Below are 14,037 nucleotides of genomic sequence, written 5' to 3' on the forward strand. Positions count from 1 at the left end.
TATGGGGAGTTCCTGTAACTGGAATTTTGCAAATTGACTAGGGGGAAAACCTATGAAACCGGTAGTGAGAGAGCATATTCAGCAATTGGATGTATCGCTTGGCGGAGGGATCGTCAGCGACAAAATCAGAGTAGACACGATCGATAATCCGATCCTGATCATCGGCCTCGGCGGCACGGGCATTGATGCCCTGCTGCGCTTGAAATACCAGATCAACCGCCGTTTTAAGCTGCCGGAAGATCCGCTCTCCAAGAAGAAACGCGACAAGCCGGACAATGTGGAGTTTTTGGCATTTGAGACCAATGAGCAGGACCGCGGTAAAAAATACAAAGGCATCGGCCTCGATCCGCAGAATGAATTTGTGCTGCTGGCCAATGCGGAGATCGGCGGACTGCTGCAGAACCGCAGCATTCTCGACCCGTATATTACAGAATGGCTGTCACCGGAGCTGAGTATTACCGACGGAATGAACGGTGCCGCAGGAGTACGCCAGGCTGGACGGCTGCTGCTGTTTACGAAGATCAACCAGGTTGTGGGCGCCATCGACAAGAAGATCAAGACGCTGTCCGTCGGCACCAGCAAGAAGCTGATGGTATTCCTGCTCACCGGTCTGTCCGGGGGAACAGGAAGCGGCTCGTTCCTTGATATTGCTTATATCGTGCGCGGGATTATAGAACGCGACTACGGCGCGGCCGGTGTTGACCGGGTGAACACACTGGGATATCTGTTCACGCCGGACGTGAACCTGGCAAACAAGAGCCTCAGCGAGCATACACGCGAATATATCCGCAAGAACGGGTATGCGGCGCTCAAAGAGCTGGATTACTGGATGAATGTGGACAGCCGGGGTGAACGGTTCCGCCAGCAATACGGCAATATACTGACGGTCAATTCGCCGCTGCCTCCGTTCAATCTGTGCCATCTGATCTCGGCGACTAACACCGAAGGCAAGCTGCTGGAGAACGCCTACGATTATTGCATGAATGTAACCGCGGAGAATATCACGAACTTTATGGCCAGCGAGGAAAAGCAGTCGGGTGAGGAATTTGCGATCCACGACTATATCAGCAACATCCGCACGAACATTGCGCAGATGAACAAGACCTATCCGGCCAACTATGAATACAACATCATCGGGGCCTCTTCCGCCGTTCTGCCGATTGAGGAAATGACCACCTATCTGGCTTTCCGCCTGTTTGACAAGATGGACAAGATGTTCCAGCAGGCACCGGGGCAGGAGGATGTGGAGAAGCTGGCCCGCAAGCTGGGCATCGACCTCGACACCATGATCAAAACCTTTGAATCTCGCGTACCCGAGCCGCTGCCCGGTTACCAGAACAGTGAACGTCTGGGCCATGCCAATGTGATCAAGAACCAGGTCGTCGATATGGATACGGAGCTGGAGCAGAACTTCCTGTCCCGGGCGCGTGAAGAATATATCAAGGCCAAGAAGCAGCTGCCGGGCGAAATCACCGGACGTTTCGGTGAGGAGCTGGAGCGTATCTTCCTTCATCCTGAGCAGGGACCGTTTTATGTCTCTCGCCTGCTTTATACCGAGAAGGGCTTCTGTATTCTGAAGCTGATCCAGTCCTATATCGAAGCGCTGCGCGAGAGCCTGCTGAGACTTCCGCGCGATATCGAGACGGCGCAGGAGAGTGCGGAGGAGAAGCTGGGCGATGCGCGGAGCGCTTTTGTCTCCAAGGAAAAGAAGAAAAACGCCTATATCGAAGCCAAAATCAACGAGTACTGGCTGCATGCCGATGTGGAACGCACGGAGCAGATGATCGAATTCTACGAGGACCTGTTTGAGCTTCTGAATGAAGAAAACAACCGGATTTACGGCGTGTTTACGGAGATTCTCAGTGCGCTCAGCACGATCTTTGAGAAAAACGGCGATATTTTGATTAACGGTGAAGAGCAGGCCGACCATAAAGGCAACAAAACTTACTATTGGAATATCGTCAATGTGCCGGATATTTCGGCGACGATCTCGAAGGTAATGGACCAGAAGGACGGCGATGACCTGATCCGTGACTTCACGCGGGAAATGCTGAAGCATTCCGGCCGCTGGGTCAAAGAGCAGGAGATCGACATTGTGCGTTCCATCTCCGAATTCCTGAGCGATAAGTTCGGCGATCTCATTACCCGTTCGATGGAGGACTTCCTGGTTATGAAATACGGCCGCGAGGAGCCGCTGGATAAGTTCGTGGAGCGGATTATCGCCGGACGCCTGGATGAGGACGCCGTGCCGATTTTCCATCTCAGCAACAGCTCCGGCAGCCTGCACTTCCCGTCGTGGGGATTCGTATCTGTGCCGGTTAAGGCACCGGGCATCCTGAAGGGAATCCGCAATTATCAGAATAATGCGCTGGGCAAATCGCAGTTTACGATCAAGGAAAGCCAGGTGAAGAACCGGATTTTCTGGCTGAATACGCGCAATGGGGTACCGCTGTTTGTGTATACGCCGCTGCGGGTGTTCGAGGAGAACTATGAGCGGACCATTCTCGACAAGGAAGGCATCGGCCGCCACCTGGTGATGACTGACAAGAACAACTGGACCTACCTGCCGTCCCCGATTCCGGAAAAATCATGGGGCGATACCTATGTCAACGCCCGTGTGCGTGATTACAACGCCAGAGTCCGCGCGGATTTCGCGAAAGCACTGGAGAGCGGAGTTGTTATCGAAAAAGGGCTGGATGAAAATACGAGCAGCCGGTTTTCGGTCGTGTTCACCAAGCCGTTCGACTTGGCTAAATTCCTGAGCGGCTATGATCTGCAGCTTGACTCCTCGCGTCCGAATCTCGGTGAAGTGAAGAAGGCAACCGATGAGCTGAAGGCGCTGCGCCAGAATGGGCTGGAGCGCGAAGGGATCAAGGATATTTTTGGCAGCATTAATAAAGAACTGGCCCAGGAGAATCTGATCCGTTCCCCGCAGCTGATTACCCGTGTGCGTGAAGAGCTGGCGAAGTACGAGGCGCTGACCGCGAAGGCGGCTGAGCTTGAGGCACTGCTGCATCAATATATCGACGAAGACAAATGGCTGGATCAGTTCATCGAAGCCCTGTACACCGACACGATCACCAAAAAAGGCGCGCTTTACGTCTATGACCGTGACGAGGACGAAGATGCCTGGGAACCCTTCGCCAACTTAATGAAGGAACGCAGCTATGTGGAGTATGCGGTATACCGCCATTTCCGCTCGCTGGATGAGAAGAGCCGCAGTCTGCTGCTGCGCAAGGCGGCCCGCCGCGCCGGTGAAATGACCGCTGCGGAGGATGTCACCCCGCTGCTCTACAAGCTGGAAGGCATGTATGTCTCCTTCCTGGAGGCGCGTGACAGTCTGGAATATGAGCGGGTGGAGCATGCAGACGGCGATGAAATGTACAGCTTCTACAAGAGCCTGACCGGCAAGCTTGGCAGCATCCGCAGAAAGCTGAAGTAAGCCTATGATTAAAGCACAAGCATTAAGTTATGCCCAGCAATATGCGGCGCAGGAAGAGGCGCAGCGCAGCAAAGGGGATGGACGCAGCAGCATCCATTACCCGGCCTTGTTTCTGTTCCTGGGCGACAAGGTATCACCGGCCATCGGACCGGTGCTGGACAGCTGCGAACGGAAATGGGATAATGCCGGCGGCGTAATGGCACTGCATGCAGCGCCTGCAGGCGGCAAGGAACAGGACCACAGTCAAATGCAGGGTGGTGAAGGCGAAAGGGAACGGGTGATGAGCATGGCCCTGCCGGAAACGGCGGGGCGCGATCCCCGCACGGTCCGCCATGACATCTACCGCGAATTTCACGAAGACAGCCGTTATTTGGCTGGGATGAACCGGACCCTCCGGCAGCTCGGCAACAGCATAGCGGATTATGGGCGGCTGTATTCTTCCTTTGACGTCATCCATTTGTCCATCATTACGCGGGTCGATGACCCGCTTAATGTGCTGCTGCCGGAAGTTGCCCTGCTGGCCCGCGCAGTGCTCGGGCAGTCGTTCAAGTCGGTGCAGACCGATCTTTACGCCCTGATCAACGAGCGGGAGCAGGGGGAGAATTTCGGTTATTCCAGTTCGGTAGGGCTGGCTTTTCTGCGTGAGCTGGACGGGATGCAGCTTACGGATTATACGTTCAAAGCGCCGCTGCTTGTAACCGAAGAAGGGCTGTCCATTCCGGTCGCCCATGGCCCCTCCGCCTTGTTCGATCTCGTCTATCTGCTCTCTGACAAGAACGAGCGGGGGATGATGTCCCCACATGGCATGGACGATAATTATGAGATTATCGCCCATATCAGCCTGCTGAAGAACCGGGTGCGACCCTCCACGGACCATGCCACCGGACATGGCGGCTATAACAATATGACCTTTAAGAGCGGCATCAGGGGCAGTACGGGAAGGCAGGGGTATGCGTCCGCCGGCTTTTCCGCCGTTCGCAGACCCAATAAGCAGATTGCGCTGACGGTGCTGTACCACGCTTTCCGCTATCTTGCGGACGAACTGCGCGGAGGCGGCGCTGCATGGAGTCTGCGTGAGCGGCAGTCGCTGCTTGGGCTAAACCCGGAGGCCTTGCGTGAACGTGCGGCGGCACTGCTGCCGGATGAAGCCGGAATTGCGGAAATGACCGGGCTGATGAGCCACGGACGACCGTCCTTCAGCGAACTGAAGCAGCTCTCGCTGCGCGAAGCGGAGGACCTGCTCTTCGGTGACGGCGGGCAGTCTTATTTCCGCCGCAACTTTGCGGAGGTATCCGCCGGGCGCACAGCCGCCGTAAATCCTGCCCGTGAATGGGCCGCTGTTCTGGCGGCCCAGGAGACGGCTGTTCCGCCAGTGACGTTCTATCAGCTGGCGGAATGGACCGCCGGGCAGGGCGAAGCCGGCGGCAGTGTGCTGCATGCGCTGCGCCAGCATATGAACGGCCTGCGCTCGGCGTTATCCTCCGCACAGGAGGAACTGGAGCGGCTCTACGCGGAAAGCGTGGAGCGCCAGCCGTTCCAGCGGGTGCCGCTGCTGGACAAACGGACGGTGCGCAATTTCATTCATTATTTATTTGAACGGGTCTATGGCGGACAGTATGAGATTCTGCGTCTCGAGAGCGAGCTTGCGCTCTGCCTCCGATATGATGCCGCGCTGGAACAGCTGCACCTGGAGAGCAAGGCTAAGGTGCAGACGATGGAGGCGCTGGAGGAAGAGCTGCGCAGTCTTGCGCTGAATAGTATCGGCCGCAGCAACGAGACGGTGGACCGGAACATTATGGAGTATTACCGTACCGTCACGGAAGAGGTCATGAAGGACATGGAAGCGCACCGTGGTGCCGGCATTTTCTTCAGCGAGCGCTTTATAGGCAGCCTCTCGGAATTGCTCAAGCAAGGCGGAGCGGCAGTCGCGGAACGGCTGATTGAGATCTGCCGTAGGGAACTGCTGGCGGCAGAGCCGTTCGCGCTGCCTTTTGAGGAAGAGCTGCTGAGGCGGGCCAATGTCGCGGCGGCTTATGAGAACCGCGAGATCGTGTCCAAGGAGGAGCTGTTCAAGCGGCTGTACCGGAGCCTGGAAGAGGAGGCGAACATCAATGTCCGCCTGTTCGAATATACGCAGGAGCACCGGCATGAGGAGAAATATTTCTTCGGCGACAGTGGATCCGAGTTCCTGCGCTACGCCTTCGGTGCAGACGAGACGACCCGCATCTACCGGCTCGGCTTTGTGCATGAGCAGCGCCGGAGCGGAGTCGAGAAGCTGAACCTGATGGGCGGTTTCCATCTGGAGGACCTGCTCTATTACCGCAATGGCAAGGTCTACTATGAGACCTACGCCACAAGCGGCTACCGGCTCCATGGCGTTGAAGCTGAGCAGCTCCCGGAGTTGCGATAAGGTACAGGCACAGAATGGACGGCTGTGTGCGAAGGTAGAGGTTGGAGAGGGGCCCGGATGCCGTGACGGTCTGCTGATTGCCGCGGTCCCTCCGTCAGTGTAATTGCTGGCTCAGACTACTGAAGCTGAACCGGTGGCTGTAATTAATTGCTTGGATAGGCTCTACCGGGGAGAATCCCCAATTCGCGCGGAATGAAATTTCTCGCTGAGACGGATACCGTCCTTTTGAGGACGGCGAAGCCGTTTCCACTTACTAATACTGTAATTTCATAGCCAGGCTCATTGAGTATCATTACAATAAACAAAGGGAGTTCCTTCGCCGCCGTTTTTGCCATGGATTAGAATGCCAACAGCATGACCGGCTGGCTGCTCCGGTAATTATAAATATCAAATTTTAAGTGTTCCCGGAAAGGATGAATAACGATGCAGCGAAAAATCAATCTGCTCCTGTTCTTCTTCAGCCTGCTGGGCGGTGGAGTGGCCTTTGTTCTCGGTGAGCTGCTGCTTAGCCGCAGGCCCTATGACCTGCCGTCGATTGTGCTTGTCGGAATCTATTTTGCCATTGTGGCGCTTGGGGTTGGGCTTGGCTGTCTGATTGCGGAGATGATCTCTCCAAGGCTGAACGGCTTGTCCTGGAAGCAGCGTTATCTGGGCTTGTCCTGGAAGCTGCTCCCGCTGACGCTCGTTCTGATGCTTGGGGTAGGCGTGTTAACAGAGTTTGTGTACGAACTGAACTTCGGCGGAATCAAGCCGATCAAAAATGTCGTAATGGTCATCGATGACTCCGGCAGTATGATGCAGAGTGATCCAGACAACAGCCGCTATGCGGCTGCGGATACGCTGGTGCGGCAGATGGACGAAGATAATCAGGTAGCTGTAGTAACTTTCAGCGACGAGTCTTCGGTTGTTCAGCCGTTGATTTCACTCTCCAGTTCAGCGAACCGTGAGAAAGTATCGGCTGTAATCAGCAGTTTGCAGACGACGGAGGGCGGGACGAATATCAGCGGTGCACTTACAGAAGCTATGAATGTTATTAACAGTGACGACAAAGCCGGCCGCGGAGCAATGGTAATCCTGCTGTCCGACGGATTCAGTCAGTTCAATACCGCTACGGAACTCAACGAGTACGTGGAGCGCGGCATCGCGGTTAATACTATTGGACTGGCGCTGGACGATACATCCGGCTCCAATTTGTTGCTAGACATCGCCTCCGTCACCGGAGGGCAATATTATGATGTTACCGATGCGAATCGGCTGGGTGATGTGTTCCAGCAAATTTATGACCGCTTGGGAGACCGGACCTTGCTCACTGAGCGCAGTGATGCGACCGCCGACAGCCCGTATTATGCAGTGGTTCGTATTTTGGCGCTTATGCTGATCGGCATAACTCTGGGCGTTGGCCTTGGTATTGTGTTCGATAACCGCCACCTCGCAAAAAGCTTTGGAGTAGGCGGCGCAGTGTCCGGTCTATCCGCCGGACTGATCCTTGAATTCGGCCTCAGCGGGCATTCTTACTGGGATGCAATCATCCGTCTGATCGCCCTGCTTGTTCTGGCTGCGATTATCTCCTTGTTCACCTTTGTTGTGCCGGTTGGGGAGGGACGATTATCCCGCAGAGGTGAAAGAAATGCTGCAGCCTCAGCACCGTCATCGGAGAGCTTCCAATCACCGCGCAGAAACAGGGGCAGCAAGGGATTCTAAAAGTATGGACAGCAGGGTAGTGAACATGCCAAACGATAGGGATAGTGAAAGGAGTTTACAGTCATGAGGTACGCCGAGGCTCATTCCTCCACGCCGGTTATTGCGGATGTGGTTTCCCGGGTGGAGGACCGGTTCTGTACGCTGCGATGGCGCTGGCCGGATGGCGTGCAGGCGGTCTGTATTCACAAGGCGTCTACAGAAGCGCCGGATAGCGGAGAGCTTCCGCCCTCCGGCATGAAGCTGTATACGCGCGAGGAGTACAAGGCGAATAATGGATACCGCGACAGGCTGGATGATATCGGCCAGGTGGTGTATACCATATTTGTCCGGCTCACCGAGAACGGAGAGACGCTGCTGGTGCGCCAGCCGGATGGCGAGAACCGTGCCTTGGTCAGTGCAGGCAAGGCGCGGATTTATTATTCCATCCAGCAGAAAAAAGCACTGTTCGGCAAGCTGAAAACAGTACATATGACGATTTCCGCCGAAGTGCCGGTGGCGAAGGATGTACTGTGCTATGTCAAGAAACGGGGCGGGCATCCGGCTTCTAAAGAGGACGGCATCCTATTTCCGTTTGTGCAGGATTTCCCCGCCGGGAGAAGCGTTCTTCCGCCGATTGAAATCGGCAAGGAGGATTTTGTACGCATCTTTTTCACGGATGGCCGCAAGTACGGGTTGTATTATGAGATGGTGCCTGAGTAATCCGGTGTTGAGCTTGTAATTATGAGTCCGCAGCTTGCTTGGATTATAAGCATCATTAGGTGTAAGCTTCGTACGTCTGGTGCGCGTATTTGTTGGATCGTAAGTATCTTGAGATCTTGAGGTAAAAGCTTCATATGTCTGTGGTGCGTGCGTTTGTTAGATTATAAGTAAGTCTGAACGGCCTGCTTTTTGGAGTCTGAAGTGGCAGTAATTGCATTTCGTGCAACTAAAACGATCGATTTCTCCTACTAGGCAGGTTTAATTGTATTTTGTACATCTATATTTCGGGAAAGCTGATAAAGTATGCCATTCGCTCTTCCATAATTGCACAAAGTGCAGGTAAAGCTGGAGCGGTGGGCCTGAGCGTTGATATAGCTGTACAAAGTGCAGTTATCATTAAGCTGCATGCGGACGCAGAGCGAGACAGAGAAGTGTAGAGAAGAGAAGTGAAGTGAAGAGAAGTGAAGTGAAGTGAAGAGAAGAGAAGTGTAGAGAAGTGAAGAGAAGTGAAGAGCAGAGCAGAGCAGAGAATAGAAGAGTAGAGTAGAGTAAAGCGAAGCAGTTACAGTAGATTAGACTACATCAGGTCATAGCAGATCAAATTGTTGGAACTTAGTTTTGTAGGCACTTACTAACAAGTGATGCAGACAGAACTTTTAGGAGGATGAGAGATGTCTTTTTTCAGCCGATTTAAGAAGAAAAATCAGCCGCAGGCGCGGCCGCTTTTTTATGATATTGTCTGTCCGTACTGCTTCACCAAGTTTTCGCCGGAGGACGTTGTTTTTCGGGCCATGCACAGCCGTGAGGATGATGAGAATTATGCGCTCGGCGAAGATGATGCACTGAATAAATACCGTGAGCGTTTCGGCCTCGATACTGTCGATGATATGGAGGCTGTGCTTAATCCGGCTGATATTCCCGAGGAATATCACCACTATACCGATCATGTGCTGACCGGTCTCACCGACCGCTATGGTGTGCTTACGCGCAGACGGCTGTGCCCGTCCTGCCATAACGAGCTCCCCGTGACCGCCGGCAAGGTGCCAAGCAACATTATCTCGATCATCGGCGCCTCCCAGGTCGGGAAGTCGGTGTACATGACCTCGCTGATCCATACACTGCAGCATACGACTGCTGGGCATTTCGACGCGGCCTGCATGCCATTGAATGCTGAAATCAGCCGCAAGTTCCGCACCCTGTACGAAGAACCGCTGTTTGAGCGCGGCGATTTGCTGGCCTCAACACAGAAGGAGAAGATGCAGGAGCCGTTTATTTTTCAATTTGTGTTCAAGGATGAAGAGAAGCCGCCGCTGACACTGGTGTTCTTCGATGTTGCCGGTGAAGGCATGGTCGATCAGGATTACCTTGGGCTGCATGGCCAGCATATCAAGAACTCCGCGGGAATCCTGTTCATGGTCGATCCCTTGCAGATCCGCTCTATCCGGGAGAAGATCAAGATTAATTACGGCGACCGTCCCGGGGAATGGGTCTCGCAGTATGATGAGCCGCGTGATGTGGTGCTGACGATGTTCGGCGATTTCATCGCCTACCAGGAGAAGAGCAAGACCGATATCCCGACGGCCGTCGTGCTTGCCAAAAGCGACATGCTGCATTCGCTGAAGGATGAAGATGGCGACTACATCAAGTCCAACAGCAATGTATTCAACAACTATGTGCACCGCAACACGCTGAACCTGGATGAATTCCAGAACATCGACGGTGAAATCCGCCGCTTTATCGGCAAGGTAGACCGTCCGTTCAAAGATACGATGGATGTGTATTTTGCCAATACGGGGTATTTTGCCGTCTCCGCGCTGGGCAGCAATCCGGTCAACCAAAAGATAGAGGGTGTCGTCAGCCCGATCCGTGTGGACGAGCCGTTTATCTGGTTGCTGCATAAGCTGAACTATATTGAGGGGAGCGACGGGCCGTGAACAGATTCTCAGGGTCCAGGATCACCCAGCAAATGTATACCCGCGAGCGGCGGGGCGTATACCGGGCAACCGAAGGATTCGATACTGTAGCGAAGTCGGAGAGCCTGGACAATAATTTTGTCAAAAAAATCATTCATCCTTTCTGCCTTTATGATGCCCCGGCTGAGCTGGCGGCGCGCGGCGAAAAAAATGAGGAGCTGTATCCGGCCGCGCTGCATTTATTCCATACGGAAACAAACGACACGGTGATCGGGCAAAGCCGCTATCAGGCGACTGATTTTACCGGGCAGCGGAGTGCTTTTTTTGCCCATAACTTTGTAGTGCCTCCGACACGCGCCGAGGAAATTATTCAGAGCTATGGGGATTGGCTGCATGCTGATTTTGCCGGGAGCTATGAAGGAGAGCTTGGAGGAACCTTGCCGGAGTTGGCCGATATTCCGGCCCTACAGCGTGAAGGACAGGCTGATCCGCTAACGGTGGTGGGCAGTCTCGGGTTCAGCGAAGCATTGTTCAAGGCGCTGCTGCAGGCGGTCATGATCTCTGTGGCAAGCAAGAAAAAAAGTTATGTTGCCCTCGATGTTCCCATCGCAGAGCTATCGCAGCGGGCGCTGGAGCTTACGGAGATTATTTACGGGGCTTTGCCGTATGATTTCCGCCGCAGGCTAGGGGTACTCACCTATGCAAACGAGCCAAAAAGCCGCAAATATATCGATCTTACCTTTGTAGAAAAAGGATCGCTCCGTCCCGGGGACCGCAGTATCGAGAAGGATTTTATCTTCGATCTGGCTTCGGGCCGGACCCTGAATGCCGATTTCGCTGACTCGCAGCAGCCTTATGCCGATCTGGTATGGAAAACGCTGAAGAACAAGGGCAGCTTAGATGACTTTGCCCGGTTTGCTGATTCGCTGCTGCCCGGTGAGAACGTGGACCGCAAGCTGCAGTTGGCGCTTTATAATGAGCTGGCGGTTTTTTATGAGATTGAGCAGGGCAATGAAAGCTTGTACACGGACAACAAAAATGCTGTGCTCAGCGGCCTGCTGTCCTACCTCAAGCCGGAGGGGGCGCTGGAGTCCCGGGTACGGCTGAACGATATGTTCCTGGAGCGCTTCGACCGTGAGTATGACCTGATCCGCAAAAAGGGGATTCCTCAGCCGGAGATTATGGAGCGTTTTATGGAGTATTTTGTGCTGAAGGGCCATAATTACCGGGTCAAAGTGGTCGATTATTTCATCAACGGTATGCTGAATGCCCGGTCTGCGGACCGGGATGATACATTGGCGGCGGCTTACACTATCATCGAGAGCAATGACGAGCTGAGTGCAGCTTTCTTTAAAAGAGTGCTGGCCCAGCCTATTTTCCGCAAGGCGCTGCTGGAACCGTATATGGAATCCCGGTTGGCTGCTGCAGCGCAATCGTCTGAAATTTTACGGTTTGTCGCCCATTGGGGCCGGTTTCTTCCAGAGGCGCTGCAGCAGTCGTTTGTCCGTGATACAATCAGCGATTATTTGCTGGAGAAGCTGCAGCGTGACAAAGATCCGGTTGCGGCGGTGGCCTCAATTCATGACTCTGTAGAGAAGGCGGAAAAAGAGCGCCGCAGAGGCAGCGGGTTCAACCCTGAGGCGCTTTCGCTGCTGAAGGAGCTGATGGCGGCAGCGGACCGCTTCCTGCTGAACCGTGTATCGCTCAGCGAGCTGACACAGGAGCAGCTGCTGGAGATTTCGTTCCTGCGCTACCGGGATACGGCGGATTGGCAGCCGCCGCTTGATTCCATCAGCAGGCAAAAATCCAATGCGCTACGCGCTGCCTACCGCTGGTTCGGGGAGGAGAGTCCTGATGAGGAACTTTTTGCCGGATTGTCACCAAAGGAGCTGGATGATGTACAGCTGCTCGGACGGCGGTGGCTGAAGGAATCACGAAGTGTGGAGCCGTTCGAACGCTTGCCGCTCGCTTTCTATCACAATAGTGACCGCGAGAGCGGCCCGCTGGATTATGATGCGCTGCTGGATCTGGTGAAGCGCAAAGCGGACGGCGACAAAGAAACGGTATACCGTTTCCTGGCCTGGTCACAGAACAACCGGCTGTTCACGGTGTCGAAGAAGAAGCTATACCCGGGCTACCGCCGGGCGATTCTAAAGTATTTCCTGAACAGCGACCGTGAAGCCTTCAAGAGCAGGGATTTCCGCAAAAGCTATGTCTCCGCTGCTGGGCCTGCTCTGCAAAATGTATATAACGAAGCCCGCTCCCAGCTGGCTTCGCCGCTGGCGCGGTGGGTTAGCCGCAGCCGATTTCAACTCCTGATCTCCGGCTCCATTCTGGGGATCGTACTGATTGGCGTTATTATCGCCATCAGCCTGCTGCGGCCGGACAGCCCGGACACGGCTCTGCCGGAGGGCAGCGCAGCACCGGACGGCGGCCACCCGCCTGCTGCCGTGTATCTTAGCGGCAGCGGAGAAGGCGCGGGCAGCAGACTGGTATTCACCTTTGCTGACGCTGAAGAATGCACCGCCTTTACTCCGGCGGAGATCAGTGTAGCAGCCTCCGGTGGGGATCCGGAGGTCTACAAGGTCACGGCGACGTCGAGCCGGTGTCTCGCTCCGTCGCCGGATGCGGGGGCCGCCGGCATGAACGGCGGCAGTGGAACGGCAACGCCGGATGCGTCAGCCGGAACGGAAGCCGACGCGACCGGGAACGCGAACGCCGGAACGGAATCCGGCGCGACAGGGACCGCGAACGCCGGAACGGAAGCCGGCGCGACAGGGACCGCGAACGCCGGAACAGAAGCCGGCGCGTCCGGGACCGCGAACACCGAAACAGAGGCCGGCGCGACCGGGAACGCGAACGCCGGAACAGAAGCCGGCGCGTCCCCGGCTGTGTCATCCGCGCCTTCGCCGGGAGAGACCGGGGGAGCTTCGTACCTAGTCACTGTGGATCTGGAACCGGGGGCTAAGCTGGCCGAGGGCAACATGATCATCGCGGGCGATTATAAGCTGACTCTGCAGTCGGATCCAGCACTTACGGCAACCCCTACACCGAGTGCCCAGCCTACTGCAACTGCAACTGCGACTGCAACTGCAACGCCTACGGATGATGGCGGAGCAGCAACCGAGGCTCCTGAGTAAAGTGATATAAACAGACAAAAATCCTGAACCGCATGTTTTGCCCGGAGAGAGCAGGGCAGATGCGTGTTCAGGATTTTTCTTCTTTCACAGAGCTCCGGCGTTGGTTATGACGGATCACCCTGTAAAGGGATTCTCTCCCTCTAATGTGGACTGTATATTGAAAATAAGTTGTATAAGACGATATACTACCGCTAAATTATCCGGTTGAGCCTTATGTGGCGTTTTACGAAATAATAGCGGGTGTAAATCCGCCTAATCCTTATTAATGAGGGAGTAGCCAAAACTTAGCGGGCATTTTTTCCGCTACTAATGATGAACTGCGTGCAGACAGGTTGGGATCAACGAAGAGTGTGTTTGATGCTTTCGAAAAGGGCTCAGCCGGCAACGGGCGGCATTGGAACAGCTTTTCTATAGACATACAAGGGAATAGTGGATATGATTATGAATATTAAAATTTGATAGTCTAGTGAAAAGGGTGCAGATTCTATCCAGTAGAATTTGCTTAAAAGGGAAGTCCGGTGCAAGTCCGGCGCGGTCCCGCCACTGTAAATGCGGAGCGACTCTTAAGGGTGCCACTGTCCTGTGAAGCAAGGACGGGAAGGCGGAGGGAAGCTGTGAAGCATAAGCCAGGAGACCTGCCTTTTTCTTGAACGTTTCTATTCTTCGTGGGGTAAGAATGCGGAACATTACAAATGGATGTGGTGGCGGAGCTTGAGCACCCCCGTGCTTCAT

6 protein-coding genes and 1 riboswitch are annotated in these 14,037 nt (G+C 54.7%); all 6 genes read left to right on the top strand.

Annotated elements, in window-relative coordinates:
- Window positions 1-52 precede the first annotated feature (52 nt).
- Entirely contained in the window at window positions 53-3,442 is a 3,390-nt protein-coding gene (locus tag AC3WT9_RS25690; RefSeq protein WP_341377392.1) for a tubulin-like doman-containing protein, read from the top strand.
- A 4-nt stretch (window positions 3,443-3,446) separates the two neighbouring features.
- The gene (locus tag AC3WT9_RS25695; protein ID WP_341377393.1) at window positions 3,447-5,852 is read left to right on the top strand and encodes a transcription initiation factor TFIID; all 2,406 of its coding nucleotides are present in this window, start codon (window positions 3,447-3,449) and stop codon (window positions 5,850-5,852) included.
- A 423-nt stretch (window positions 5,853-6,275) separates the two neighbouring features.
- Window positions 6,276-7,553 (top strand): vWA domain-containing protein, encoded by a 1,278-nt coding sequence (locus tag AC3WT9_RS25700; RefSeq protein ID WP_341377394.1) that lies wholly within the window; start codon window positions 6,276-6,278, stop codon window positions 7,551-7,553.
- 63 nt (window positions 7,554-7,616) lie between these two features.
- Window positions 7,617-8,252, top strand: a complete 636-nt coding sequence (locus AC3WT9_RS25705; RefSeq protein WP_341377395.1) for a beta-mannanase — start codon at window positions 7,617-7,619, stop codon at window positions 8,250-8,252.
- Window positions 8,253-8,923: 671 nt separating this feature from the next.
- Complete coding sequence (locus tag AC3WT9_RS25710) at window positions 8,924-10,186, top strand: hypothetical protein (RefSeq protein ID WP_038586374.1); 1,263 nt, start codon at window positions 8,924-8,926, stop codon at window positions 10,184-10,186.
- On the top strand, window positions 10,183-13,305 hold the full coding sequence (locus AC3WT9_RS25715; RefSeq protein WP_341377396.1) for a GAP1-N2 domain-containing protein: 3,123 nt from the start codon (window positions 10,183-10,185) through the stop codon (window positions 13,303-13,305). Before AC3WT9_RS25710 ends, AC3WT9_RS25715 begins: the two co-directional genes overlap by 4 nt.
- Window positions 13,306-13,761: 456 nt before the next feature.
- Window positions 13,762-13,962, top strand: a riboswitch (cobalamin riboswitch).
- The last annotated feature ends 75 nt before the right edge of the window (window positions 13,963-14,037 follow it).

The sequence above is a fragment of the Paenibacillus sp. EB106-06-01-XG199 genome (assembly GCF_058791575.1).